This is a genomic window from Devosia subaequoris, assembly GCF_014197055.1.
GTDB lineage: Bacteria > Pseudomonadota > Alphaproteobacteria > Rhizobiales > Devosiaceae > Devosia > Devosia subaequoris.
Genome location: NZ_JACIEW010000005.1, coordinates 57,577 through 83,875, shown reverse-complemented (window position 1 = coordinate 83,875; position 26,299 = coordinate 57,577). Strand labels below are relative to the sequence as shown.

Genomic DNA, 26,299 nt, shown 5'->3' with positions numbered 1-26,299 from the left:
CGGCAGGCTGACGATATCGTCAGACTTGCCGCACGTCACCCCTTGGCGCTGCGCGGTGCTTCCATCAAGGACTCATCGAACACAACGACCATATTGCGGCCCCGGGCCTTGGCCATATAGAGCGCCGTATCGGCCATATCGGTGGCCACTTCCAACGCATCGCCCATCTCCGCCAGACAAGCGCCCGCGCTGACTGAAATCGCGATGTCCCGTGCCTCCTCGATGCGCACGGGATTTTCATCGATGGCCAGCATCACCGCGTGAGCCATGCCGCGCAGGCGTTCGGTATCACATTCGGGCAAGAGAACGATGAACTCGTCTCCCCCCCATCGCGCGCAACTATCCTTTGGCCCGAGCGCGCCGGCAATGCGGCGCGCCACTTCGAGCACCACCATGTCGCCAGCCGCATGGCCAAAATTGTCATTGGTGGCCTTGAACCGATCGATATCGACCAGCAATAGGCCATAGGGGCCCAGCGCGCTGGCGTCGGCGTGTGCGGCCTGAAAGCCGCGCCGGTTTAGAATACCGGTTTGCCCGTCCCGGAACGCCAGGCGTTCAAGCTCGCGCGTGCGCTCGCGCACGCGGGTTTCAAGCAGCCGGGTGTGATCGTCGACCGCTGCCGCCATTTCGGTAAAGCTTGCGGCCAACCGCCCGATTTCATCCTGACGGCCCGTGCCCATCGACAGTGCCGGGCCGTAATTGCCGCCTCGGGCGCTGCGCACCACGCCTTCGAGCGCCTTGACCCGGTCCAGCACCGCCCGCTTGAAGACGAACATGGCCAGCCCCGCCAGCAGCACCATGACAGCCACCAGCAACAGCCCGATCGGCAGGAACAATCGCCGGTCGATGATGGCATCGAGATCCATCAGCGTCACATTGTACCAGCCGAGCCTGTCGAGATACCCCACGCCGACCAGCGTCCGCTTTCCATTGATAGTGACAAAGGCCGACTGCGCCAGCGTCTCCCCACCAGTGACGCTGTCAAACAATTGCCGCAAGGTGTCCCGGTCGGCTTCACTCTCGACCAGGGAATAGACCGTGCGCTTGTCGCTCATTTCCGAGGACAGACTTGCAAGACTCACCAGGTTTTCATCGCGATGGGCCTGCACCTGACCGCGCCGGTCGACGAACATCGAGATCACCCCGCGCTGGGGCACATTGACCACTTCCTGGATGAAGTTGGTCAGGTCGATCCCAGTGCCGAGCACGCCGAGCACTTGTTGCCCCTCGCGGATGACACAGTTCATCCAGACCTTGGTGACGCGCAGATTGGCGTCATTATCAACATTGAGATGACAGCCTTCACCCAATGCCTTGGCGGAGAAATACCAAGCATCTCGCGGGTTTTCGGGGTCGACTGCGTAACGCAGCTGATCCCCGGCATAGGCATTGGCCGCATCGTTGAAATAGTAGTGCCCAGAGGCATCAATGGTGAAAAAATAGGAGTGGTCGGCAAAATTCTGGCGGAAATGTTCCAGTTCGGCGATGCCGCGCCGCGCCAGAACCGGATTGTCCTCATCCCGCGCCCAGTCGCGAATGGCCTGGCTGCCCGCCAGCGTTTCGGCCAGCGAAACCTCGCGCACCAGCGCCCCAAGACCGCGGTGCCGGTCATAAAGCACCTGCTTTTCCGCAAATAGCGTGCCGAGCTGGATGACCGTCGAATTGATCACCCAGTTGAAGGCAAAATAAGCCGGCACGGCCACTGCGCCAAAGCCCAGCAGCACGAAAATCAGCACCCTCAAAGAGAGCGTATCGGCTATGCGACGTCCCAAACTGGAGATGGCCATCCTCGACCGGCTAATGACACCCACTGGCGCCAAACTGCCCGCAAACGCCTCAAGAAGCTGTTAACGTTTTGGCAAGCCGGAGACGAATTCAAAGGAAAGCCTGGATTGCCGTCAGCTCATCCTGCCGCAGTTCATGCCCGCCCTCGTGCCAGGCCAGATTGGTCTGGGCGCCATTGGCCGTGAAGTAGTCGGCCAGTACCTGGGTCGCGCTGGCCGGAGCGATGGGATCGCGCCGCCCCGCTGTAATCAGCACCTTCCGGCCCGAATAATCCTGCGCCGGCGGGGCAAAGGGGATCAGCGGATGCATCAGCACCGCCTGGTCGAACAGATCCGGGTTTGCAAACTGCATCGAGGCCAGAATATTGGCGCCATTCGAATAGCCCAGCCCGATGACGCGTGATGCTGTACCGGCCTGTTCCCGCACGAACGCCGTCATGGCCTTGGTGCGCAGGGCCAGATCGTCCATGTCATAGACGCCTTCCCCGGTACGCCTGAAATAGCGCAGCGCCCCCTGCTCACTGACATCACCACGCGGCGCCACACGCCGAACGCCGGGCAGCAACTGCCGCGCCAGTTCGAAAAACTGGTTCTCGTCGCCACCCGTCCCATGAAACATGAAGATCACCGGGCCCGTTTCATCGGCGGCAGGATCGGCACGAAACTGATAGCTGGACATGGCAGAACTCCTTTGCGCTTCCGATATTGAGGCTTTCGGCTTCAAGGGCAATGCGCCGGCTAAACCACGCACTGTTGATCAATCCGAAACAATCGCTCTGTCGGCCCAATTGCGCGCCGCCTTGATCGGGCTATGATGGGTCATGTTTCTATCAGTCTTCGACGTCTTCAAAATCGGCATCGGCCCCTCCAGTTCCCACACCATGGGACCGATGACCGCCGCGCGCCGCTTCCTTGACGATCTTGCCGCGGGCGACTGGCCACGCGCCGCCCGTGCCCGGCCGGCGGCCATCACCGCGAGCCTGCATGGTTCCCTGGCCTTTACCGGCATCGGCCATGGCAGCGATCGCGCCGTCATTCTCGGACTGGCCGGGGAGGACCCCCGCACCGTCGACCCTGACGCCATGGACTCCATCATTGCCGAAATCCGCGAAACCGGCCGCGTCACCCCACCGGGCCATCCCGGCTATCGCTTTCGCCCGGCGGTTGATCTGGTGTTCGACAAGCAGACGCCATTGCCGGGCCATCCCAACGGCCTGCAGTTCAACGCTTTTGACAGCGATGGTCAGCGCCTCTTGCGTCGGATCTATTACTCCATCGGTGGCGGTTTCGTGGTGACGGCCGAGGAACTGGACGCCGTGCGCAGCGCCTCGCCCGCCGAGGCGGATGTGCCCTGGCCCTTCGCCGATGCGCGCGAAATGCTCGACATGGCCAAACGGTCGGGCCTGTCCATCGCCGCCATGAAACGCGCCAATGAGGAAGCCCGCCTCTCCCGTTCCCGCCTCGACCGCCAGCTCGATGAAATCTGGCAGACCATGTCGGGCTGTATCGACCGGGGGCTCGACCAGCGCGGCGAATTGCCAGGCGGGCTCAAGGTCAAGCGCCGCGCCGCCGCCATATACGACACCCTGCAGGGAAAATGGCAGCGTAACGAGATCGACCCGCTGGCCGCCAATGATTGGCTCAGCGTCTTTGCCATGGCGGTCAATGAAGAAAACGCCGCCGGTGGCCGGGTCGTCACCGCGCCAACCAATGGCGCGGCCGGGGTCATTCCGGCAGTCATGCGCTATGCCATCCAGTTCAATGCCGGCACCGGCGACATCGCCATTCGCGACTTCCTGCTCACCGCCGCCGCCATTGGCGGCATCATCAAGCATCGCGCCTCGATCTCAGGCGCCGAGGTCGGCTGTCAGGGAGAAGTCGGCTCCGCTTCGGCCATGGCCGCCGCGGGCCTCTGCGCCATTCTGGGCGGCACGCCCGAGCAGGTGGAAAACGCCGCCGAAATCGCTCTTGAACACCATCTGGGCATGACCTGCGATCCGGTCGGGGGGCTGGTGCAGATCCCCTGCATCGAGCGCAACGCCTTTGGCGCCGTCAAGGCCGTCACAGCCGCCTCGCTGGCGTTAAAGGGCGACGGCACCCATGCCGTGCCGCTCGACGCTTGCGTCGAAACCATGCGTCAGACGGGTCAGGACATGAACGAGAAGTACAAGGAAACCAGCCTTGGCGGTCTGGCCGTCAATGTCGTGGCGTGCTGAGGCCTAGTTTCGATACCCCACATCGATCACCGCATGGCCCTCGGTCAGCCGCGACACGCAAGCGCACATCTTGTGTCCCTCCGCTTTTTCCTCGGCGCTGAAGAACACGTCGCGATGGTCGATCTCGACACCGTCCCCCATCACCTGCACGGCACACAGTCCGCATTCGCCGCGCCGACAATCATGGATCATCTCGACCCCGGCCCCGATCAGCGCATCGAGCAGCGACTGGTCCGAACGCACCGCCACCCTTGTACCGCGATTGAGCACTTCCACACTGAACGGCTTTTCGGCAAACAACCCGCTATCGCCGAACACCTCATAGCGTAGCCGGCTGACCGGACGCCCCGATGCGGTCCAGGCCGCCTTGGCCGCCTCGAGCATGCCAATGGGGCCACAGAGATAACATTCCGCATCGCCCGGCAGCGCCGCAAATTCGGCATCCAGGTCAATATGCTGGCCTTGTGAGTTGTCGCGCAGGATCAGCCGGTCGCCCAGCAGCGCCTCCAACTCATTGGCGAAAGCCATCAGGCCGCGCGACCGTGCCGCATAGACCACTCGCACCGAAGCGCCCCGTGCCACCAGCGCCTTGGCCATACCGTAGATCGGGGTTATGCCGATGCCGCCGGCCAGCAGCAGATAATGCTTGGCGCGCCAGCTCAACTCGAACCGGTTTTCCGGCAGAGTCAGGCGCACCTCTTGCCCCTCGTGGAGGCTCCACATGTAGCGTGAGCCGCCTCGGCTCTGTGGATGCAGCTTGACCGCCACCGCGATCTGGCCCGGTGGCGCGGGGATAACCGTATAGGTTCGATTGGCCGCCGCCCCGTCGATCTCGACCGCGATATTGCTGTGGGAGCCGGGATCGAAGCGCGGCACCGGCCCATCGACCGCAAAGCCGATATAGCGCACATCCTCGGCAACCTGCCGGATCTCGGCGACCTTCCCGTTCCGCCATTCCACTTTGTTGCGCATGATTTACCCCACTACCAATGACAGTGCCGGCACGCGGCGGATGAGGCTGCGATCCTGATCGAGCACGAATTCCAGGTTCTGCCGGGCCAGCCGCGCATGCTCGCGCGCCAGCGCCTCGGCGCGGCTGCCTTCGCGCAGCGAAATGGCCTCCACCATTGCCCGGTGTTGGGTCTGCGCACCGTAAAGCGAGCGCCGGAACGCTTCAACATTGGCCTGCTTGTCCAGAAACGCGCTGGGTGAGGCAAAAGGCAGGCTGGTCACCCGCTCAATCTCTCGGCGGATGGTTTGGCTGGCCAGCGCCCACAGCTTTTCGTGAAACGCGGCATTGAGATCGACATAGCCGTCAAAGTCCATGTCGGCGACATCACCCTTGAGCGCCTCGTCAATGCTTTCAAGCAACCGCGTCAACTCGCCCATTCGCGCCGGAGGTACGCCGCGCTCGGCCGCCAGGCGCAGCGCCAGCCCCTCAAGCGTTCCACGCAATTCGATGGCGTCGATCACTTCATCGCGCGAAAAGCTGCGCACCGCATAGCCGCCCGAGGGAATGGCCTCCACCAGCCCTTCCTGACCCAGTTGCGCCAAAGCCGCCCGCAATGGGGTGCGCGAAATGCCCAACCGCTCGACCAGCGTCAGCTCGGACAATCGCGTGCCGGCGCGCAATTCTCCCGAGACGATCAGATCGCGCACCCCCATCAGGGCGCGTTGTGACTGGGCTGCCCGGCCCGACATGCCGCTCATTCCGCCGCCGCCTGAACGGCGTTTTCTTGCTCGACCATGCGGTCGATCAACCGACGGGCCCACATCGAGCCGGCATCGATATTGAGGTTGTAAATGACATGATCGGGGTTTTCGTCGATCGCCTTCTGCTGGGCTTCGAGAATCCGCTCGTCTTCGCGGAAAATCGAGGCGACGCCCTCGCGCAAATCATGGGTGCGCGCCTGTTCGTCGAGCTTGTAATTGCGCGCAAAGGCCCAGAAATAATGGCAGGTCTTGTCGGTTTCCGGCGTCATGGTGTTGAGCACGAAACCATTGACGCCCTGGCTACGGTCGCCCTCCGGCGCGCCGGTGCCGGTGAGTGCCACGCCCACATCGATGGCGATGGTCGAGGGCGCCTGGAAATTGATGATCTGCCACCGATCGACATTGCCCCGCTTACCCAGCTGCCCGCGCCAGAACGGCGGTGCGTCGATATCCTTCATCCAGCGGGTAATCGTGGCGGTGCGGTCGGTATGCGTGGCCTCGAAAGGCGCTTCCGCCACCGCGCGATTGCCGATGGACGAGCCATGCACATAGGTCTCGTGCGTCAGGTCCATCAGGTTGTCGACCACCAGGCGATAATCGCACTTGGCGTGGATATATTTGCCGTCTGAGGCCCAGTTCGGATCCTGGTTCCAGTGCAGATCCGGCACCAGGTCGGGATCGGCCAGTGCCGGATCGCCCATCCAGAGCCAGATGAATCGGTGCCGCTCGACCAGCGGATAGGATTTGACGCAGGCTGAGGGATTTATGGTGTCCTGCGACGGCATGTATACACACCGACCGGTATCGTCGAATTCCAGGCCGTGATAGCCACAAATGACATTGTCGCCATAGAGCTCGCCCATCGAGAGCGGTAACAGCCGGTGCCAGCAGGCATCAGCCAGCGCAACCGCCGTCCCATCCTGCTTTCTATAGAGAACTACGGGCTTGTTGCAGATGGTGCGCGCCAGCAAATCGCGCTTCACCTCGACATCCCAGGCAATCGCATACCACGTATTGAGCGGGAAAGTGGGGCCAGCCATGATTCAGAGTCCTCCTCTTGTTCGCGCCAAAGAATACCAGTTGTATACAGAAATCAAGAGGGCCATTGCCAAACCGGATCCGAGCGGCCATCACTGCTGGCAAAATCAAGAACCCCCGAGAGGAGCTCCCATGGCCGTTGCCAAGCCGCCCTACCACGCCGATGTCGTCGGCTCGTTCCTGCGCCCCGACAGCATCAAGCAGGCCCGCAAGGCCCACTTCGAGGACAGGTCGATCAGCGCCGAGGAACTCGCCGCCATCGAGGATCAGGCGATCATTGATGTCATCAGGATGCAGGAAGATGCCGGCCTCAAGGCGGTGACCGATGGTGAATTCCGCCGCGCCTGGTGGCATTTCGACTTCATGGGCATGCTCAACGGCCTCGACGTGATCCAGCGCGAAGGCGGCGGCATCCAGTTTCACGGCGTCCACACCAGGCAGGACGTGCCCGTGATCAGCGACAAGCTCAGCTTCCCCGCCGATCACCCGATGCTCGAGCACTACAAATTCGTCGCTGCCAACACCAAGGTGACGCCGAAAATCTCCATTCCCGGCCCCAGCGCCATTCACTTCCGCATTGCCGACGACGATATCGCCGTCAGTGAATACAAGCACGATGCCGAAGCCTATTTCGAGGCCATCACCGCCACCTATAAGGATGCGGTCAAGGCTTTCTACGATGCCGGCTGCCGCTATCTGCAGATGGACGACATCTTCTTTGCCTATCTCTGTGACCCGAAAATCCGCGCCGAGCGCAAGGCCAATGGCGAAGACCCCGATTGGCTGATCGGGCGCTACGCCAAGATGATGCATGACGCCATTGTTGACCGCCCGGACGACATGTTGATCGGCATGCATATGTGCCGGGGCAATTTCAAATCCACCTGGGTGGCCGAAGGCGCCTATGACCCCGCCGCCGACGCCATTTTCAACCAGACCGATGTCGATATCTATTTCATGGAATACGACACCGATCGCGCCGGCGGTCTCGAGCCGCTGCGCCTGCTGCCCAAGGGCACCAAGCGCGTGCTGCCCGGTTTCATCACCACCAAGACACCCGAGCTCGAGAACATCGACGATCTCAAACGCAAGTTCGACGAAGCAGGCAAATATGCCGATCTCGACCAGCTCGGCATCGCCCCGCAATGCGGCTTTGCCTCGACCGAGGAAGGCAATGACCTGACCCTGGACGACCAGCGCCGCAAGCTCGACCTCCTGGTCAAGACCGCCGAAGCCATATGGGGCGAGGTGTAAGTAGTGCTGTAGCTACGCTGCAAAAACGAAAATCCCAGCAACTGAGTTACTGGGATTCTCTTTGTGCGAACGCGCGCAGCAATCGTGGCCCTGCATTCTCTGTAGCATCTGCTTCGGAAACCGTTCCAGATGGGCTGGACGTCTCGCTGCTGGCATCTGACGTCCTCTGCGCGCAGAACGCATTGCGCCTATTTGATCTGCTTTTTGTCTTCCGGGGAGATGAAGTAGATGTGCAGGTCGTAGTGAGGAATCTCGTACCCCTCGTGCCCTTCGGCTTCGAACGTCAGATCGACATGATTGATCGAGGGGAGATCTGTCAGCCCGGAGAGATCCGTCCATGATGTCCCGTTCATGAAGTCCTCTTGCGACATCATGTACTCGATGCAGACAACTTTGCCCTCATGCACGCAGTAAATTGGCCCGAGCGGCAGATTTGCAGGGTTGGCCCAGTGCTCTCCCATCATGGGAACGACATCGCTGACCTTCACGACATCTGAGGGCAAGACGCTTTGATCCGGCAATCCGCCGTGATCGTCTGCATAGGCGCTGGATGACAAAAGTGCTCCAGCCAACACCAAACCGGCAATGCTCTTGGTAACCATCTCTAATTCCCTCCCTTGGAATGACTTGTTGTCGTTGGGTGTAGAGAATGCACTACGCAGGCCAGATTTCTCCCAGCAGAGGTGAATGTCTGCTGCTGAGAGCAAGCTTAGCCAGACACCACGCCAGAAGTGTATTACGCAACCCAACTACTATCAATGACCGCTTTTCAGCGCGGAACCTGGCTCCAAGTCGCCAACAGACGGCCAGTTTTCGACACCCGGGCCGAAACGGCGCGCACCGCAAAACCACAAAAGGAAAACCCCAGCAACTCGACTGAGTTACTGGGGTTCTTTGGTTGCGGGAGCAGGATTTGAACCTGCGACCTTCAGGTTATGAGCCTGACGAGCTACCGGGCTGCTCCATCCCGCGTCAAACATCCGAGCCTTGCGGCGCGGTGTGAGGGCTATATAGGGGGTGAACCGGTAGACCTCAACCCCCTCCAGCGCTTTCCGTGACGCTTTTTTGACGCTACCGACAAAAGCGCCCGATCGCCGGGCTCAGCCCTGTGGAAAAGCTGGTTCATCGGTAAATGCCGCTGAACATCTTCCATACCAGAGCCTGCTGGTTTAGGGTCCGCCGCGATTCACGCCAAGGGCTTAGGGAATACCGCATATGAACTTGAAAAAGCTCGGCCGCACAGACGTTTCGGTCACCGATATCTGCCTCGGCACCATGACCTGGGGGAGCCAGAACACCGAGGCCGAGGGCCATGCCCAGATCGCCATGGTGCGCGATGCCGGCATCAACTTCATGGATACCGCCGAAGTTTACGCCGTCCCCGGCAGCCCGGAAACCAGTGGCCGCACCGAAGAGATCATCGGTAATTGGTTTGCCGCCAATGGCGACCGCGACAAATGGGTGCTGGCCACCAAGATCGTTGGGGGCGGTAATGCCCATATCCGCAATGGCCGCCGCCCGGACGCCGCCTCGGTGCGCGAGGCGATCGAGGGGAGCCTCAAGCGCCTCAAGACCGACTATGTCGATCTCTACCAGATCCACTGGCCCAGCCGCGGCCATTATAATTTCGACAGTTACTGGCGCTATGCCCCCGAAAAGCAGGACACGGCCGACGCCCTGGCCAACATGGAAGACGTGCTCGGCGCCATGGGCGATCTGGTCCGTGAGGGCAAGATCCGCCATTTCGGCCTTTCCAACGAAACCACCTGGGGCCTAGCCCAATGGGTGCGCCTGGCCGAGGCAAAGGGCCTGCCCCGCGCCGTGTCCGTGCAGAATGAATATAGCCTGATCCGCCGCATCTTCGATCACGACATGGCTGAACTGAGCCATCACGAAGACGTGGGCCTGCTGGCCTATTCGCCGCTGGCCGGCGGCATGCTCTCGGGCAAATATTTCGACGGCGCTACCCCCAAGGGCAGCCGCAAGGATTATCAGAACGGGTTTTGGCGCCTCAACGAACAGTCCGACGCCGCCACCCATGCCTATCACGAGGTCGCCGCGCGCCATGGCCTCGACCCGGTACAAATGGCCATTGCCTTCTGCCGCACCCGGCCCTTCATCACCTCGACCATTATCGGGGCCACCAGCACCGAGCAGCTCACCCAGGTGCTCGGCGCCGTTGACGTAACGTTGTCGCCAGAAGTGCTGGCCGATATCGACGCCACCCACCGGCGCTTTCCGCGCCCGCTCTGATGAACACCGAATGGGCCGGTTCGTCCGGCCCATTTTCTGTTTCCGGTCTGGTGCAGGCGGGTGGTGGCGCTATAGTCGGGCCCGATCAGCCCAGCGCCGGAGCCAGCCCTTGACGACCCTCTTCACCTCGGTTTTTCCGCTACTGGCCTATCTGGCGTACAATATCATCGTGCCGCTGATCGAGCGGGCGCGCCCCTCGCTTTCCGTCATCATGAACATGCAGCGCCGCCGCTGGGTCGCCAATGCCACCCGGCGCGAAAGCCCCTTCGACGCCATCCTGTCAGGCAACATCATGGGCTCGGTGAGCTTTCTGGCCTCCACCTCGGTGCTGCTGGTGCTGGCGGTGTTTGCCGTCTTCGGTCAGCTTCCTACCCTGATGCAGGCCCTCGATTCCCTCTCGCTTGAACGCACCTATTCGGTGCTCGACGTGCAGATCCATCTCGGCGTCATGCTCGCCATGTTCGTCATGGCCTTTTTCGCCTTCACCCTGTCGCTGCGCCAGTTCAACCATTTCTGCATCATGCTCGGCGCCCTCGAACATGATCGCGACGCCACCGAAGAGGAAATCGACGCCATCGCCCAGATGAACGGGCTGGGCGCGCGCAATTTCAATTCCGGCATCCGCGCCTATTATTTCTCCGTCGCCACCGTTGCCTGGTTCGTCTCTGAATGGCTGGCCATCGCCGTATGCCTGGTCACCGTGCTGATCCTGGCGCATCGCGAGTTCTTTTCTTCGGCGCACCGCACGGCCGCCTCCGCCGCGCTCATTGCCGCGCGGTTGCGGCGCGATGCTCCCCCGCGCTCGGATCGCCCGGCCCCATCCCGGGATCTGTGACGTCAGCCAGAAAGGCGCGGCAATCTTTCAAAACCGGCGCCATCCAGCGCAAGGGCAGGCTCAGGCACAAGAGGGTTCCCGCGTGGCCGAGGCGCGGATAAAGCCGCAGACTGCTGTGCACACCGGCCCGCTCCAACGCAGCACTCAGATTGACGCTGTTGCGCGGCAGCACCAGATCATCCCGTCCTCCGGTAATCAGCAGTTTGGGTGCGACATCGGGCCCGACATGATGGATCGGCTGCGTCTGGCGCGGATTGTCTGCCTGGCCGAACACGCGCTGCGAAATCGGTCCGTCAAAGGGATAAAAGTCGTAGGGTCCGGACAGCCCGATCACGCCAACGACCGCCGCGCGCTTCGCCGGTGCCAGCCAGCGCGGATCGAGCGCCAGGCAAGCGGCATTGTAAGCCCCGGCTGAATGCCCGGCCAGCACCAGGCGCTCCGGATCGCCACCATAACTGGCAGCATTGTCGCTGACCCAGCCCACCGCGGCCGCGCAATCTTCAAGAAATGCGGGATACTCGATTTCCGGCACCAGCCGATAGTCCGGCACCACGACGAGATATCCCAATGCCGCCAGCGCCCTTGCGGCGAAGCCGTAGTGCGTGCGACTGCCCGAATTCCAGGCGCCACCATAAAAGAACACCACCACTGGTAGGGGCCCCTCGCCATGACGGCGCGGCCGGTAAAGATCGAGTTTCCGGCGCGGCCCTGCTCCATAGGACAGGCCTTGTGCAACGCGCCGCGAGGAACCGTCCTTGGGGACCAGTGCGCTGATGATATCTGCGAGTTGGATCGGTCTGCTCCTGAGAACGAGGTCCATTAATTACGTGTCAGCGCCCAATGAGTTTCGTTCCTCGCTCTGTCCGCTGCCGTGCGGGCAAAGTTGAGCCGCGCGGCAATTTATGACGTTGACATTCAGGAATGAGCGGCGTTTATTCCCGCCCGTTGAGAACCTGATATAGCCCCGCCATGCTTGTCTGCCAGTGCAACATGATTACCAGCAAGGAGATCGAGGACATTGTGCTCGACCTCCTCAAGGCCGATCCGTGGCAGCTTGTCGTGCCCGCAAAGGTCTATGCAGAGCTCAACCGTCGTGCGAAATGCTCCGGCTGTGTCCCGAATGTGGTGGACATTATCGTCCGCGTCACCGAAAATTATCACGCACAGCAAGCCCATCAGCCTGCCGAACTGGTCGAACTCCAGTCGGGGCTGGAAAAGCTCAAAAAGCAACGGAACGGAGTACGTCGTGAAAGGCGAAGCACAAGTCATCGAGCGGCTTAACGAGGCCCTTTTCCTCGAGCTCGGCGCAGTCAACCAGTATTGGGTGCATTACCGCCTGCTGGACGATTGGGGCTATAAGCGCCTGGCGTCCAAGGAACGCGCCGAATCTATCGAAGAGATGCACCACGCCGACAAGCTGATCGAACGCATCATCTTCCTCGAAGGCCACCCCAACCTGCAGCGCGTTGCGCCCCTGCGCATCGGCCAAACCATCAAGGAAGTGCTCGAGGCCGATCTCGCCGGCGAATATGATGCCCGCACAGCCTATAAGGCCAGCCGCGAACTTTGCGAACAACTGGGCGATTACGTTTCCAAGAACCTGTTCGAGGAACTGCTGGCCGACGAGGAAGGCCATATCGACTTCCTCGAAACCCAGCTTGAACTGCTCGACAAGATCGGCCCGGAAAAATACGGCCAGCTCAATTCCGCCCCGGCCGACGACGCCGAATAGGCCTTGCCCGATTTTCCTGCCAGACAATGATAAACCGCTCGGGCATGATCCGGGCGGTTTTCATTTGTGCAGCCCGAAAGGTCTTTTCCCATGCAGTTTCACACCGGCCGCCTGATCGACCATGTCCATTTGCGGGCCCGCAATGTCGCCGCCGCCCGCCTTTTCTATGAGAAAGCCCTGGCGGTTCTGGGCATCCCCCTCACCGCGCGCGGCGAGGGCTGGTTCCAGATTGACGAACTCTTCGTCGACGGGCTCAATGCCCGCGCCACCCCCAGCCATATTCACCTGGCCTTCCAGGCCAGGGATCGAGCCACTGTCGATGCCTTCTACAAGGCCGCCCTGGCCGCTGGCGGCCGGGACAACGGCCCGCCCGGCGAGCGCCATTACCATCCCGGCTACTACGCCTGCTTCGTCCTCGACCCCGACGGCAACAATATCGAGGCGGTCTTTCACGGCCCCAACACCCGCTCTGCGCCTTCCGTGGTCGTCGAACCAACCGTCTGAAAACCAGCGCAACCAGGAGGCCTTCATCATGCCGATCGTCAGACTCGAAATCGCCAACGGGATTGCCTCGACCGAACAGAAAAAAGCTGTCATCCGCCGTATGACTGACGTGCTGGTCGAGGAATTGGGCCGAAACCCCGAATACATCTTCGTGGTCATTGACGAGGTGGAAACGGACAATTGGGGCCGCAAGGGCCAGTCGCTGACCGAGCTTTGGCAGGAACGAGAGGCAAGGACGGGGAAAGAAGAGCCCTAGTCCGGCATCCTACTCCTCGGGCCAGGGCACAATAGTCAATTCCGGCCAGATCGCCTTGGCCCGCTCGGCCTTGCGCTCATGCGTTTCCCGGTTCGGCAGGACCGCATTGGGTGTTACACGAAATGAAAACAGATCATCGAGCCCAAATGGCGCATGGATCGAAATCTCGCCATCCGGCTCTAGCCGCGCCGCCACGGCATGCGTCTTCGTCGCAAAATACCTCATCATCTCGGCGCTTGAGCGCAATTGCGGGTAGGCCATACCGAACCGTTCGGTAAACCAAAGATGCACCCGCGCCTGGTTGCGCACCTGAACCGGGAGCGGCATGGCACGGAAGTAATGCTCCACGCGCCGGATCACCCGGTCCTCTGCCTCATAGCTGAGGTCACTACCGTCGAAATAGGCCACATCGGCATCATTGATGCCCGTTAGCGCTGGTCGCCCGGTCAGCACATTCCAGACGCTGTTGTAGATCGCCCCCGAGCCCAACAGCGGATCAGGTAGGCCAAGGGCCTGCATGCCCTCCAGGATGGCCATGAGATGCCGCTGGGTGCGCAAAATCTCGATCAGCGCCCGCTTCTGCGCGTCCCGACCGGCCCCGGCAAGACAAAGATAATCCACCATGCCCCGAGCCTATTCCGATTCGCGGCCATTGGGACCGGCGCCGGAACAGCGGCAGTGCGCGCCTACTTCCTTGCGTCTGAAGCCGGGGCCAATGCCCCTGCAATGGTTGGGACCAGTTCTGCGACCGTGGGGTGGATGTGCATGGTGTTGGTGAGCGCATCCACTTTCGCCCCCATTTCGATCATGTCCAGGATGGAGTGGATCGCTTCATCGCCCCCGGTCCCGAATATTGCGCCACCAAGGATCGCGCGGGTGTCGGCGTCCACGACAATTTTCATCAAGCCCTGCGTTTCGCCCTTTTCCTTGGCGCGGCCCACCCGGGTCATCGGGCGCTTGCCGATCAGGACCGTGTGGCCCTTCGCAAGCGCCTCGGTTTCCGACAGTCCGGTCCGGCCCAGCGGAGGATCGATATACAGAGCGTAACTCATGACGCGGTCCGAGACCTTGCGGTCGCCGCCATCAAGCAGGTTGGACGCAACAATTTCATAGTCATTATATGAGGTGTGGGTGAACGCGCCTTCCCCGTTGCAGTCCCCCAGGGCCCAGATGCCGGGAATGTTGGTTTCCAGGCGATCATTGACCCGAACAAAGCCACGCTCGTCGATCTCCACCCCGGTCTGGTCGAGGCTCAGATCGTCAGTATTTGGTTGGCGGCCGACCGCGAGCAGAATGTGTGAGCACGAGATTTCGGGCTCGCCGGAGGTGCAGTCCACCCCCACGACGGGCCCGGCATCCGAGCGCGAAAAACGGATGCAATCGGCGTTGGAGCGCACCGCAATGCCTTCTGTTTCCAGCACGTCGCGGATCGCCTCGGAGATCTCCGGATCCTCCTTGGCGGCCAGATGCGGGCCGCGCTCGACAACGGTCACCCGAGATCCAAAGCGCCGGAACATTTGCGCGAACTCAAGTCCGATATAGCTACCGCCGACAATCACCAGATGCTGGGGACGTTCCTCAAGCCAGAACAGGTCCGAATTGGTCAGCACATCGACCTGATCGAGACCGGGTATATCGGGAATGGCAGCACGCGCGCCGACATTGAGAAAGATCTGTTCGGCCTCATAGCTGTCCCCGCCCACGCTGATGCGCTTCGGTCCGGTAAAGCGCGCATGACCGCGCACCAGGGTCAACCCGTCCATGCCATCTAGCCAGGATTCGAGACTGTTGCGGGAATTCGCGCTCATGGCCAGGGCGCGGCGCAAGACTGCGTCGAAGTCGACTTTCGCCGTCCCGCCGATGCTGATCCCGTATTCCTGCGCATGGGCAACTGAGTGGGCGACTTTCGCGCTGGCCACCATGGCCTTGGTCGGGGTGCAGCCTGTGTTGACACAAGTGCCGCCGACCTGCTCGCGCTCGATCAGCGCCACGGTCTGGCCGGCCGCCGTCAGTTTCGCGGCCAAGGGCGGGCCGGCCTGGCCAGCTCCGATGATGATCGCATCAAAGGTTTTCGTCATGGCAGCTGGTCCCCTTCTCCGGCCCTTCTTGCAGGGCCGCGATACATTGTCGTTGCAGGCACAATCACTGGGGCGCGGGCATGGTTGCACGTTCGATTGTGTCGAGAACCGCCATTCCGGCGGCCGAGCGCCCCGCAGATCTGAGCCAGCAAAGCCAGTATTGCATGTCGAATGCCGAAGGCAGTGGTATACTGTGCAGCGCGGGGCGGATGGCGGCGACCGACGCCAGCGGCAGGACGGATGCGAAGCCGTAATGCAGCACCAGGTTCAGAATGACCGGGATGGAGTCGATCTCCAGCAGGCTCAGCTGGTCTCTTTCGGTGTCATTGAAGGTCATGTCCAAAACCGTGTCGATGCGTAGCCGCAGCCCGCTGCGTGGACTGGGCAGTGCAATGGGCTGGTTGCGCAACGCCACCGCGATATCACTGCCTTTCGCGCCCACAACCGCCAGGCCCGACGCCGCTATGGGCGCACCCTCAAGATCCTCGGGCAATTTCTCGGTATCGAGCAGCACCACGTCGAAGGTGCCGTTTGTGAGCCCTCGCAACAGCTCCTCGGCCGTGTTGGAACTGATAAACAGCGGTTGTTTGGGACGGGAGACAGCCCAGTTCGCCGTCAGCTTTGCCAATTGCCGAGCGATCTCGCTTTCATATCCAAGCGGCATGATCGAGCCCAGCCTGACGGTGGCCTGGGCGCGACGAAACCGGTCCTCGGAGGTTCTCGATATCTGTCCCCAGAGCTGCAGCAACCTGCCGCAATCTTCCCGGAGCCGTAGGCCCGTTTCCGTCAACACCGTGCCGCCGGTGCCCCGCTTGAGCAGCGTGTGCCCAAGCGCCGTTTCGAGATGAGCCAACTGCCTGGACAATCGCGGCTGCCCCAGCATCAGGGCACGCGCCGCCTGCCGGATACTGCCCCGCTCCGCCACCTCGACAAATCGCCCCAGTGCTTGCAGTCTGACGGTGGATGCGAAAGGATTGGCTTCAGCGGCATAGAGGCCGCATGCCAACCGGGCCGCCTCTGCGATTAATGGTGCGAGACGATTGGCTTCGAGGGTAAAGGCCAGATCCAAGCCGGCCCGCTGGCAGAAACTGGTCGACAGCGCGCTTTCGCAGCGAGCTAAAGCTGCAGAATACGGGGCCGAAAAGCCGCGCCGCACCGCGCAGACTACGTTGGTTCAAAACAATATCGACCAGGATCAAGGTCGAAGTGTCCATCTCGATGCCCTTGTGTTGAGCACCCAAATGGCGTGCTCATTGATAGAACATAGCCTGTTCAGCTTTTGGGATATCCCATGGTTCTAAAATTTCCAATAGCGTCGCCCCTGCAAGGAGACCCCGACGACGTGAACGCGCAATTCGCCTTACCGACAGACACGATCCGGCTTGAGGGCAAACCGCTCAGCTTTGCTGATTTTGTGCGAATTGGTTCTCGCAGAGCATTGATCGTGCCGGAAGCATCGGCGCTTGAGCGCGTGCACAAGGCACGCGAGGTCATGGAAGACGCTATCGGTTCAGGGCGGCCGGTTTATGGTGCCACGACCGGGGTGGGGGCCATGAAGGATATTTCCTGGTCCGAGGACGATCTGGACGCCTTCAGCACGGGTCTTGTGCGCGCCCACCACTTCGGCACGGGCAGCGCCTTTCCGCTTGAGGTCGTTCGCAACGCCTTGGCGATCCGGATCAATATGGCGCTGACCGGGCGCGTCGGGTGTACGCCGGATTTGGTCTCAGCCTTTCAAAGGCTGCTTGTGGCGGATGTGATTCCGGTCGTGCGCCGTACCGGCTCGATTGGCTGCGCCGATATTGGATTGATGGGGCAGATCGGTGCCGTATTGACCGGGGTCGGGGAAGCCTATCATTCCGGCGAGCGTCTGCCGGCCGCCGAGGCCATGGCGCGCGCCGGCCTCAAGCCTTTCAAGCTGGCGCCGCGCGACAGCCTCGCTTCAGTCTCGACCAATGCCGTCGGCTATGCCGCGGCCATACGCGCCATCCGCCAGGCCACCACCACGGTTCGCGTATTGCTGGCAACCGGCCTCACCACGGCCGGGGCGCTGGGTGCCTCCCGCGATCCTTGGAAAGCGGTTGCCCATGTCGGCACCGAGCGCGAGGCCGGTATCGGTGCCTGGCTCTATTTCAACGCCATGGGCTGGGACTGGCCCACCGGGACACATGTGCAGGACCCGCTCTCGATCCGCATGATGAGCCAGGTTTTCGCCACCGCCTTTGAAAGCCTGACGGTTGCCGGTCGCACGGTTCTGGCCGCCACCGGCCGGACCGACGACAATCCGGTGGTTGCCGGCGGCCAGGTGCTCACCTCCGGCGGATCGCTGCCGCTCGATGTCACGGTGTTCCTGCAAACCGCCCAACTGGCGCTGGCCCATGTCGCTCGCAATTCCTTCAATCGCTGCGTGCTGCTAGGCAATGGTGGGCGCCGCGATCTGCCGGTCAACCTGGTGGCGCCGGGCGCAATCGCAACCGGGTTTGGACCGATCATCAAGCTGGCGGGTGAATTGTTCGTGCGCTGCCTGTCGCTCTCCAATTCGATCTCCGCGCAGTCTCTCGTGGTCGCCAATGGACTTGAGGACGAAGCGGCCTTCCTGCCGTTGGTCGTAGAGCGGTTCGAGCGGCAGGCTGGCGCATTGCGACGCCTTGCTGCCCTGGAGGGTCTGCTTGCCGCCCAGGCGATGGACATTTCCGGGGACACTCCGGGCAATGTGCCCGGCATGGTTTATCAACTGGTTCGCCAGCACGCGGCTTTCTATCGTGAAGACCGTCCGCTCTCGTCCGAAGTCGAGGCGGTGGAAGCGGCGCTGGCTTCCGATGACTTTGTCGGCGAACTGATCTCACATTCTGGCATTATGGAGTTGGACGAGTTTTTTGCGCTCGGCCCGCAATCCGGGAACGGAACGACCACTGTCACGAAGTGACAGTGCTTAAAGGGTAGGGACAGCCGGACCATTCCGGCTCACAAAGGAGAGAGTCATGCGCCTAACGAAAACACTCGTCAGCGCCGCCGCCGCGCTTGCGATGACCATGTCCGCCGCACAGGCGCAAGTGGTCGTTTCCTCCAAGATCGACACAGAGGGCGGTGTCCTTGGCAACATCATCAAGCAGATGCTCGAAGCCAACGACATCCCGGTCGAAGACCGGATCCAGCTCGGTGGCACGCCGATTGTCCGCGAAGCCATCACCGCGGGCGAAATCGACATCTATCCCGAATATACCGGTAATGCGGCCTTCTTCTTTGAACGGGCCGATGATCCGCTCTGGAACAATGCCCAGTCGGCCTACGAGGAAGCCAAGAAGCTCGATTACGACGCCAACCAGATCGTCTGGCTGACCCCGTCGCCCGCCAACAACACCTGGGCGGTAGCCATCCGTCAGGACGTGGCCGAGGCCAATGGCCTGGATACCTTCACCCAGTTCGGCGAATATGTTGCCGGCGGTGGCGAAGTGGTGCTTGCGGCCTCCGCCGAGTTCGTGAACTCGCCGGCCGCCTTGCCCAAGTTCCAGGAAGTCTATGGCTTCACCCTCTCCCCCGACCAGTTGATTACTCTCTCGGGTGGCGACACCGCGGCCACCATCGCCGCCGCCGCACAGGGCACCAATGGCGCCAATGCGGCCATGGTCTATGGCACGGACGGTGGCATTGCACCCTCTGGCCTCAGGGTTCTGGAGGACGATCAGGGTGTGCAGCCGGTCTATCAGCCTGCCCCGATCATTCGTGAGGAAGTGCTCAACCAATATCCCCAGATCGAGGAATTGCTGGCCCCGGTCTTCGAGGCGCTGACGCTCGAAACTCTGCAGGAGCTCAATGGCCGGGTGCAGGTTGGCGGCGAGGCAGCGTCCAGCGTGGCCACCGACTTCCTGACGACCAACGGCTTTCTGAGCTGAGCCCTCGGCCTTCGCCGCTGGCGGAGGCTTTGCCGGCTGGGGTGGCGGCGTCAGATGCGCGCCACCCCGCTGGCTGCGGGCGGTCTCGATATGCCGGGACAGTCTCGACAGCGTCCTGATGACGCCATGCCTGCCAGGAGGCGCGAGGGGGCCTTATGACGACCGCTGATACCACGAGCCAAAGCCGTGCGGCTTGGCCGGCCTTCGACAAGCTCGGCGTGTTGATCGCCCTGATCGCTGCCGCCGGCGTCTTTCTGCCCTTTGCCGTCTTCCGCGCCAATCGCATTGTTCTGGGCGAGGGGCTGCTGATCCCATCCGCCCTCGGCTCTCCCTCGGTGGTCCTGCTCGGTCTTGTCCTGCTGATCGGCGTCGGGACCATGCTGCTGCGCGTCAATCCTCTCGCCAAGCTCGGTGTCGGCTTCCTGGTGCTGGCCACGCTCTTCTTCCTGATCGGCCAGTCGGCGACGTTTCTGACGCCCCCTGACAACACCTTTGCCCGGGTGTCACCTGGCGCCGGGTTCTGGCTATTGACCTTTGCCTTCGCACTGCTGGTCACCGACGCCCTCACGCGGCTTAAATTCGGTCCATGGCAGCGCATCGGTATCCTCGCCGTGGTCGGGATGGCGATGGCAGCGCTGCTCTGGAGTGGCGCTTGGAACGATCTGTCGATCCTCAAGGAGTTCGCCAATCGCGCGCCGGCTTTCTGGGCCGAGGCCCGCACCCATCTGCTTCTGGCCTTCGGGTCGGTCGCCATCGCCATCCTTGCCGGTGTGCCGCTGGGCATCCTGCTCTATCGCGTCAAACCGCTGCGCGCTGCTGTGCTCAATACCCTCAATATCGTCCAGACCATCCCCTCCATCGCGCTGTTCGGGCTACTCATTGCTCCTTTGGCCTGGGTCGCGGCCAATGTGCCGGGCGCATCGGCCATCGGCATCTCGGGCATCGGCATCGCCCCGGCGATGGTGGCGCTCTTTGCCTATTCGCTGCTGCCCATCGTTTCCAACACCGTGGTGGGCCTGGTCAATGTGCCCGAGGTCGCCAATGACGCGGCAAGGGGCATGGGCATGACCAATCGGCAGCGCCTGTTTTCAGTGGAACTGCCGCTGGCCTTTCCCGTGATCCTCACCGGCATTCGCATCGTGCTGGTCCAGAATATCGGTCTTGCCACCATTGCCGCGCTGATCGGCGGCGGCGGCTTTGGCGTCTTCGTGTTCCAGGGCATTGGCCAGACCGCCATGGATTTGGTCCTGCTCGGCGCCGTCCCCACCGTCGCCCTGGCCTTTGCCGCCGCCGTAGTCCTCGATGCCTTTGTCGAAATGGTCAGCACCAGGGAGCGTGCCCAATGATCGAAATCCAGGAGCTGACCAAGGTCTATGGCCAGACGACGGTGGTCGACAGGGTCTCCCTGACCATCGGCGCGGGTGAACTCTGCGCCATTGTGGGCACCTCCGGTTCGGGCAAGACCACGCTGATGCGCATGGTCAACCGGCTGGTCGAGCCGACCTCTGGCAAGGTGCTGATTGACGGACAGGATACGCGCGAGGTTCCCGCCTATGAACTGCGCCGCCGCATTGGTTACGCCATCCAGGGCCACGGTCTGTTTCCCCACCGCACCGTGGGGCAGAATATCGGCACGGTCCCGCATCTGCTTGGTTGGGACAAGGCCCGCATCGCCAATCGGGTCGACGAACTGCTTTCGCTGTTCCAGCTCGACCCGGCTCAATTTCGTGACCGCATGCCCAATGAACTCTCGGGCGGTCAACAGCAGCGCGTCGGCGTGGCGCGCGCATTGGCGGCCGAACCCAATATCCTCCTGATGGACGAACCCTTTGGCGCCCTCGACCCGGTCATCCGTGCCAAGGCCCAGGACGACCTGCTTGCCATCCAGAGACGGTTCAACACTACGGTGGTGCTGGTCACCCATGACATGGAAGAGGCCATTCACCTGGGCAGCCGCATCGCTGTCATGGACGGCGGCGAATTGCTGCAATATGCGACCCCCGAGGAGATCATCGCCAATCCGGCCACTGATTTCGTCGCTGAGCTCATCGGCGGCGACCGTCCCTTCCGGCTGCTCTCGCTGGCAAAGGTGAGCTCTTTGGTCGAACCCGGCGAAGCTGCGGGCCAACCGATTGCCGCCACTGCCAGCCTGCGCGAGGCCTATGCCGAATGCCTCTGGTCGGGGCGCGAAGCCTTGCCTGTCATGGACAATGGCACACTGGTCGGCCGTATCAACCGCGCCGATCTGGCCAGGTGCGCTGTGAGGCCGTCATGAGCATTGGCCTTGTCATCCGCCTCCTCGTCCTGGCCCTGCTGGTGGCATTTCTGGTCAGCCCGGAAAGCTTCGCCTTTCTCTTCGAACCCCTGACCAAGAACAATCAGCCGATCATCTACAACCAGGGCAGCCTGCTCGACCTTACACTCAACCACCTGTTGATCGTGGCGGTTGCCACAGCTCTGGCCACCACCGTCGCGGTCGGCCTCGCTATCCTGGTGACGCGTCCCTTTGGCGCCGAATTCCTGCCGCTGTCGCGGAGCCTTGCCAATGTCGGCCAGACCTTTCCGCCTGTTGCGGTGCTGGCCCTTGCCGTGCCCATGCTCGGCTTTGGCACGGCACCGACGCTGGTGGCCCTGTTTCTCTATGGCCTCCTGCCAATCTTTGAAAACACCCTGACCGGCCTCACCGGGCTTCCGCCCACGGTGACCGAAGCGGCACGCGGCATGGGCATGACCGGCAGGCAACGTCTTGTCCGCGTTGAGCTACCCTTGGCCCTGCCGATCATCCTCGCCGGAGTGCGCCTCTCAACGGTAATTTCCCTGGCCACCGCCACCATCGGCTCCACCGTTGCGGCGCGCACGCTCGGTGAAGTCATCATCGCCGGGCTTCTGTCCAGCAACACCGCCTTCGTGCTGCAAGGCGGGCTTATTGTGGGCGCACTCGCTGTGCTGATTTACGACGGCCTCTCGGCCATCGAACGGGCACTGACCCGCCGCACCGGCCAGGGCGCGCGCGCCAACGCCTGAGAACGGAAAGACTTGACCATGTCCGACTTCGACCTCAGCCTCACCGGCACCATCGTCCTTCCGGACCGCGTCATCGAGCGCGGCCATGTTGCCGTGCGCGATGGCAAGATCGCTTTGGTCGGCGAGGGCGCTGGCCCCGAAGCTTTGGACCGCCACGATCTCGGCACTGCCATGATCCTGCCCGGCGCCATCGACGCCCAGACCCATTCGCTCAGCCAGAAAAATCAGGAAGATTTCATCTGGTCCACCCGCTCGGCGGCGGCCGGCGGCGTCACAACCATCGTGGACATGCCTTATGACGAGGGCAATCTGGTCTGCTCGGCCGATGCGGTCCGTATCAAGGTCGAGCATGCCGGCCCGCAGGCCCTTGTCGATTTCGCTCTCTACGGCACCATCAATCCCGAAGAGGGTGCCACGCGCATCGCCGAACAGGCCGCAGCCGGCGTTGCCGCCTTCAAATTCTCCACCTTCGGCACCGACCCAATCCGCTTTCCGCGCATCCCCCCTGCTTTGCTTGAAGAGTGTTTTGCTGCCGTCGCCAGGACCGGCCTCACAGCAGGTGTTCACAACGAGGACGATGAAATGGTCCGCGCCGCCATGGCCAAGGTCAAGGCCGCAGGGATCACCGACTATCGCGCCCATGCCCTCAGCCGTCCGCCGCTCACCGAACTCCTGGCATCGCTGCAGATTTACGAAACGGGCGCCCAAACTGGCTGTCCCGCCCATGTCGTGCATTGCTCGCTGGGGCGCGGCTACGAGATCGCCCGCACCTATCGCGACCAGGGTTATGCCGCCACCATCGAGTGCTGCATTCACTATCTGACGCTGGACGAGGAAAATGACGTCGCCCGCCTCGGCGGCAAGGCCAAGATCAACCCGCCGATCCGCCCGCGCGTCGAAGTCGAAAACCTCTGGCAGCATGTAGCAGCCGGCAATGTCACCCTGATTTCGACCGATCACGTGAGCTGGTCCGAGGATCGCAAGACCAATCCTGACATGCTCGCCAATGCTTCGGGCGTCCCCGGCCTCGAAGTGATGGTGCCGCTGTTCATCAAGGGGGCTCTGGACCATGGCGTGCCCTTGACCTGGGCCGCCAAACTGATGGCCGAAAACCCCGCCCGCCACTTCCGCCTCGACCACATCAAGGGCGCGCTGAAGCCCGGCAAGGACGCCGACATCACCGTTCTCGTCAATCGCCCGCAGGTCTATGACGCGGCCCGCAGCGGCCATAACGTCGTCGGCTGGAGCCCCTATAACGGCATCGAACTGCCCTGGTCTGTCGCCGGAACATGGCTGCGTGGCCAACAAGTCTTTGATGGTAAGGAAGTTCTATCTGAGCCAGGCACAGGTCGCTTTGTGCGTCCCGAGGCGAGCGCATGACCCGCAACCTGCCCACCAGCGCCGCGCGGATCGATGAAGACATCTCGGCTCTGGCCGATATCACCGAGCCCGACCGTCCCTATACCCGCCGCGCATTCACGCCCATGTTCCTCAAGGGCCGCGAATGGGTGGCGCAACGCTTTGAGGCCGCCGGCCTCACCACGCACATCGACGCTGCCGGAAACCTCATCGGCTCGCGAAAGGGCCGGAAACCGGGCCTCGGAACGATCATGCTCGGCTCTCATTCCGACACCGTGCCCGAGGGCGGCCGCTATGACGGCATCGCCGGAGTATCGGCCGCCCTCGAAGTGGCCCGCGCCCTTGCGGACAACGGCATGGAACTCGACCATGATCTGGAAATCATCGACTTCCTTGCCGAAGAAGTCTCGATTTTCGGCGTCTCCTGTGTCGGCAGCCGCGGCATCACCGGAACCCGCCCCGAAGCCTGGCTCGACCGACAGAGCGAGGGCGTCACCCTTGCCAATGCCATAGCCGAAATTGGCGGCAACACGGCGGCCCAGATAACGCGCAACGACATTGCCGCCTTCCTTGAACTCCATATCGAACAGGGGCCGGTGCTCGAAAGCGAAAATCTCGATATTGGTGTGGTGACCGCCATTGCGGGCATCACCCGCATCGAGATTGTGGTCGAGGGCCGAGCCGACCATGCCGGAACCACCCCCATGGGCAGTCGCAAGGATGCGCTTTCAACCGCCGCCTGGATCGCCCTGGCTGTCGAGCGTTTCGCGACCGATCTGGCGGCGGGCGAATTCCACTTCGCGGCCACGGTCGGCGAGTTCCGCATGGAACCCAATGCCGCCAATGTGGTGCCAGCGCGGGTTACCATGCTGATCGATGCCCGGGCCGAACGCCGCACCGACATGGAGCATTTCCTCGCCCAATTGCATGACGGGGTGGCCGGCATCGCTGCCCAAACCGGCGTCACCGTGCCGGAGCCGCGCGTCCTTTCGGACAATATGCCGACGCCCTGCGACGCCGGTGTCCTCGCCTCGCTGGACGTTGCTTGCGACGCCACCGGCGCCCGTCATCGCCGCATGGCCTCCGGAGCCGGACATGACACGGCATGGATGGCGCGCATCACCAAGGCCGCCATGATCTTCGTGCCTTGTGTCGAGGGCCGAAGCCATACCCCCGAAGAATCCGCAAATGCAGAGGACATTGCGCTTGGCGCGGCCGTGCTGCTCGACGCGGTGCGGCGGCTCGATAAAGACCTCCAGGAGACAGCATAATGGGACGCATCCTTTCCGAAAAAGACGTGGAAGCGGCCGTCAAGGGCGGTTCGGTCTATGCAGCGGGCGGCGGCGGCTGGGCCGATCACGGGCGCATGCTGGGCTATGCGGCGGTCTCGATCGGCAAGCCCGAACTGGTCTCGGTAGAGGAACTGGCCGATCGTGACTGGATCGCGACGGCAGCCGCCATCGGCGCCCCGGCCTCAACCACGGCCTGGGAAATGCGTGGCGTTGATTACATCAAGGCGGTGCAATTGCTCCAGGACGCGCTGGGCGAGAAGCTGGCAGGCTTGATGGTTGGTCAGAATGGCAAGTCCTCGACGCTCAATGGCTGGCTGCCATCGGCCGCGCTTGGGCTGAAGGTGGTTGACGCCGTGGGCGACATCCGCGCGCATCCCACAGGTGACATGGGCTCGATCGGCTTGGCCGGCTCGCCCGAACCGATGATCCAGACCGCCGTGGGCGGCAATCGCGAGGAAAACCGCTATATCGAGCTGGTCACCCGCGGCTCCACCGCCAAGGTATCCCCGATCCTGCGCACCGCCTCGGACATGTCCGGGGGGTTTATTGCCTCCTGCCGCAACCCGGTGCGCGCCAGCTATGTCCGCGACCATGCAGCCCTGGGTGGCATTTCGCTGGCGCTGAAGCTCGGCGAGGCGATCATCGCGGCCGAAGGCAAGGGCGGCAGCGCCATTATCGATGCCATCGTCAAGACCACGGGCGGGGCGATCCTGGTTGACGGCAAAATCGCCAAAAAGGCAGTGACCTATACCAGCGAGGCCTTCGACGTCGGGACGGTCACGCTAGAAAATGGCGCTGTGCTGCACGTCATGAACGAATACATGGCCGTCGAAGACCGCGACGGCGCCCGTCAGGCGACCTTCCCCGATGTCATCACCACACTTTCGAGGGATGGCGAACCCCTTAGCGTCGGCCAGCTTGAGGAGGGCATGCAGATCTTTGTGCTGCATGTCCCCAAATCCATCATTCCACTGTCTTCGAGCGTGCTCGATCCCTCGGTCTATCCGCATGTCGAAAGGACCATGGGGATTGAGCTGGCCCGCTATGCCTTGGCCAAGGAGGACTGAG

Annotated in this window: 26 protein-coding genes and 1 tRNA gene; 16 read left to right on the top strand and 11 right to left on the bottom strand. The window is 62.3% G+C overall.

Going from position 1 to position 26,299, the window contains the following annotated elements; translation table 11 throughout:
- Positions 1-35: 35 nt before the first annotated feature.
- Positions 36-1,772 (bottom strand): sensor domain-containing diguanylate cyclase, encoded by a 1,737-nt coding sequence (locus GGR20_RS11015; RefSeq protein WP_246349559.1) that lies wholly within the window; start codon positions 1,770-1,772, stop codon positions 36-38.
- 103 nt (positions 1,773-1,875) lie between these two features.
- The gene (locus tag GGR20_RS11010) at positions 1,876-2,463 is read right to left on the bottom strand and encodes an alpha/beta hydrolase (protein WP_183311317.1); all 588 of its coding nucleotides are present in this window, start codon (positions 2,461-2,463) and stop codon (positions 1,876-1,878) included.
- Between the two features lie 142 nt (positions 2,464-2,605).
- On the opposite strand from GGR20_RS11010, the gene GGR20_RS11005 reads away from it, so the two are divergent.
- Positions 2,606-4,000 (top strand): L-serine ammonia-lyase, encoded by a 1,395-nt coding sequence (locus GGR20_RS11005; RefSeq protein WP_183311316.1) that lies wholly within the window; start codon positions 2,606-2,608, stop codon positions 3,998-4,000.
- A gap of 3 nt (positions 4,001-4,003) precedes the next feature.
- Here GGR20_RS11005 and GGR20_RS11000 read toward each other — a convergent pair whose 3' ends face one another.
- The 3 genes from GGR20_RS11000 to GGR20_RS10990 are packed head-to-tail and all read right to left on the bottom strand — an operon-like array spanning position 4,004 to position 6,753.
- Complete coding sequence (locus tag GGR20_RS11000; RefSeq protein WP_183311315.1) at positions 4,004-4,972, bottom strand: PDR/VanB family oxidoreductase; 969 nt, start codon at positions 4,970-4,972, stop codon at positions 4,004-4,006.
- Between the two features lie 3 nt (positions 4,973-4,975).
- A complete protein-coding gene (locus GGR20_RS10995) occupies positions 4,976-5,710 on the bottom strand; it encodes a GntR family transcriptional regulator (RefSeq protein WP_183311314.1) in 735 nt (244 codons plus the stop codon).
- Positions 5,707-6,753 (bottom strand): aromatic ring-hydroxylating dioxygenase subunit alpha, encoded by a 1,047-nt coding sequence (locus GGR20_RS10990; protein ID WP_183311313.1) that lies wholly within the window; start codon positions 6,751-6,753, stop codon positions 5,707-5,709. Before GGR20_RS10990 ends, GGR20_RS10995 begins: the two co-directional genes overlap by 4 nt.
- Positions 6,754-6,883: 130 nt before the next feature.
- On the opposite strand from GGR20_RS10990, the gene GGR20_RS10985 reads away from it, so the two are divergent.
- Positions 6,884-8,005 (top strand): 5-methyltetrahydropteroyltriglutamate--homocysteine S-methyltransferase, encoded by a 1,122-nt coding sequence (locus tag GGR20_RS10985; protein ID WP_183311312.1) that lies wholly within the window; start codon positions 6,884-6,886, stop codon positions 8,003-8,005.
- Positions 8,006-8,193: 188 nt separating this feature from the next.
- Here GGR20_RS10985 and GGR20_RS10980 read toward each other — a convergent pair whose 3' ends face one another.
- Positions 8,194-8,607: a hypothetical protein gene (locus GGR20_RS10980; RefSeq protein WP_183311311.1), complete on the bottom strand. Its 414-nt coding sequence runs from the start codon at positions 8,605-8,607 to the stop codon at positions 8,194-8,196.
- A 293-nt stretch (positions 8,608-8,900) separates the two neighbouring features.
- Positions 8,901-8,977: transfer RNA gene (locus tag GGR20_RS10975), tRNA-Met, on the bottom strand.
- Between the two features lie 243 nt (positions 8,978-9,220).
- On the opposite strand from GGR20_RS10975, the gene GGR20_RS10970 reads away from it, so the two are divergent.
- Positions 9,221-10,258: an aldo/keto reductase gene (locus tag GGR20_RS10970; RefSeq protein WP_183311310.1), complete on the top strand. Its 1,038-nt coding sequence runs from the start codon at positions 9,221-9,223 to the stop codon at positions 10,256-10,258.
- Between the two features lie 109 nt (positions 10,259-10,367).
- Positions 10,368-11,093 (top strand): DUF599 domain-containing protein, encoded by a 726-nt coding sequence (locus GGR20_RS10965; protein WP_246349558.1) that lies wholly within the window; start codon positions 10,368-10,370, stop codon positions 11,091-11,093.
- Here GGR20_RS10965 and GGR20_RS10960 read toward each other — a convergent pair.
- Positions 11,023-11,913, bottom strand: coding sequence for an alpha/beta hydrolase (locus GGR20_RS10960; RefSeq protein WP_183311308.1), 891 nt, complete (start codon positions 11,911-11,913; stop codon positions 11,023-11,025). The genes GGR20_RS10965 and GGR20_RS10960 overlap by 71 nt on opposite strands.
- A gap of 149 nt (positions 11,914-12,062) precedes the next feature.
- On the opposite strand from GGR20_RS10960, the gene GGR20_RS18705 reads away from it, so the two are divergent.
- The 4 genes from GGR20_RS18705 (at position 12,063) to GGR20_RS10940 (ending at position 13,585) form a co-directional block, all read left to right on the top strand.
- Positions 12,063-12,374 carry a (2Fe-2S)-binding protein gene (locus tag GGR20_RS18705; protein ID WP_183311307.1) on the top strand — a complete coding sequence of 104 codons (312 nt, stop codon included), beginning with the start codon at positions 12,063-12,065 and terminating at the stop codon, positions 12,372-12,374.
- The gene (gene bfr / locus GGR20_RS10950; RefSeq protein ID WP_183311306.1) at positions 12,340-12,825 is read left to right on the top strand and encodes a bacterioferritin; all 486 of its coding nucleotides are present in this window, start codon (positions 12,340-12,342) and stop codon (positions 12,823-12,825) included. The genes GGR20_RS18705 and bfr overlap by 35 nt, the downstream gene beginning before the upstream one ends.
- A 90-nt stretch (positions 12,826-12,915) precedes the next feature.
- A complete protein-coding gene (locus GGR20_RS10945) occupies positions 12,916-13,329 on the top strand; it encodes a VOC family protein (protein ID WP_183311305.1) in 414 nt (137 codons plus the stop codon).
- 28 nt (positions 13,330-13,357) lie between these two features.
- Positions 13,358-13,585, top strand: a complete 228-nt coding sequence (locus tag GGR20_RS10940) for a tautomerase family protein (RefSeq protein ID WP_183311304.1) — start codon at positions 13,358-13,360, stop codon at positions 13,583-13,585.
- A 9-nt stretch (positions 13,586-13,594) separates the two neighbouring features.
- Here the strand turns inward: GGR20_RS10940 and GGR20_RS10935 are convergent, their stop codons facing one another.
- From GGR20_RS10935 to GGR20_RS10925, 3 genes are all read right to left on the bottom strand, one after another.
- Positions 13,595-14,209 carry a nucleotidyltransferase family protein gene (locus tag GGR20_RS10935; RefSeq protein ID WP_183311303.1) on the bottom strand — a complete coding sequence of 205 codons (615 nt, stop codon included), beginning with the start codon at positions 14,207-14,209 and terminating at the stop codon, positions 13,595-13,597.
- Between the two features lie 62 nt (positions 14,210-14,271).
- Positions 14,272-15,663, bottom strand: coding sequence for an FAD-containing oxidoreductase (locus GGR20_RS10930; RefSeq protein ID WP_183311302.1), 1,392 nt, complete (start codon positions 15,661-15,663; stop codon positions 14,272-14,274).
- Positions 15,664-15,727: 64 nt separating this feature from the next.
- Entirely contained in the window at positions 15,728-16,732 is a 1,005-nt protein-coding gene (locus GGR20_RS10925) for a LysR family transcriptional regulator (protein ID WP_183311301.1), read from the bottom strand.
- Positions 16,733-17,005: 273 nt separating this feature from the next.
- On the opposite strand from GGR20_RS10925, the gene GGR20_RS10920 reads away from it, so the two are divergent.
- The 8 genes from GGR20_RS10920 (at position 17,006) to GGR20_RS10885 (ending at position 26,298) form a co-directional block, all read left to right on the top strand.
- The gene (locus tag GGR20_RS10920) at positions 17,006-18,589 is read left to right on the top strand and encodes an aromatic amino acid lyase (protein WP_253560173.1); all 1,584 of its coding nucleotides are present in this window, start codon (positions 17,006-17,008) and stop codon (positions 18,587-18,589) included.
- Between the two features lie 55 nt (positions 18,590-18,644).
- Complete coding sequence (gene osmF, locus GGR20_RS10915; protein ID WP_183311299.1) at positions 18,645-19,556, top strand: glycine betaine ABC transporter substrate-binding protein OsmF; 912 nt, start codon at positions 18,645-18,647, stop codon at positions 19,554-19,556.
- A gap of 155 nt (positions 19,557-19,711) precedes the next feature.
- Positions 19,712-20,902 carry an ABC transporter permease gene (locus GGR20_RS10910; RefSeq protein ID WP_183311298.1) on the top strand — a complete coding sequence of 397 codons (1,191 nt, stop codon included), beginning with the start codon at positions 19,712-19,714 and terminating at the stop codon, positions 20,900-20,902.
- Complete coding sequence (locus tag GGR20_RS10905) at positions 20,899-21,831, top strand: ABC transporter ATP-binding protein (RefSeq protein WP_183311297.1); 933 nt, start codon at positions 20,899-20,901, stop codon at positions 21,829-21,831. The genes GGR20_RS10910 and GGR20_RS10905 overlap by 4 nt, the downstream gene beginning before the upstream one ends.
- Positions 21,828-22,580, top strand: coding sequence for an ABC transporter permease (locus tag GGR20_RS10900; protein WP_183311296.1), 753 nt, complete (start codon positions 21,828-21,830; stop codon positions 22,578-22,580). The genes GGR20_RS10905 and GGR20_RS10900 overlap by 4 nt, the downstream gene beginning before the upstream one ends.
- 18 nt (positions 22,581-22,598) lie before the next feature.
- The gene (locus tag GGR20_RS10895; protein WP_183311295.1) at positions 22,599-23,960 is read left to right on the top strand and encodes a hydantoin-5-propionate amidohydrolase; all 1,362 of its coding nucleotides are present in this window, start codon (positions 22,599-22,601) and stop codon (positions 23,958-23,960) included.
- On the top strand, positions 23,957-25,210 hold the full coding sequence (locus tag GGR20_RS10890) for a Zn-dependent hydrolase (RefSeq protein ID WP_183311294.1): 1,254 nt from the start codon (positions 23,957-23,959) through the stop codon (positions 25,208-25,210). The genes GGR20_RS10895 and GGR20_RS10890 overlap by 4 nt, the downstream gene beginning before the upstream one ends.
- A complete protein-coding gene (locus tag GGR20_RS10885) occupies positions 25,210-26,298 on the top strand; it encodes a thiohydantoin desulfurase (RefSeq protein WP_183311293.1) in 1,089 nt (362 codons plus the stop codon). The genes GGR20_RS10890 and GGR20_RS10885 overlap by 1 nt, the downstream gene beginning before the upstream one ends.
- Position 26,299: the final 1 nt, after the last annotated feature.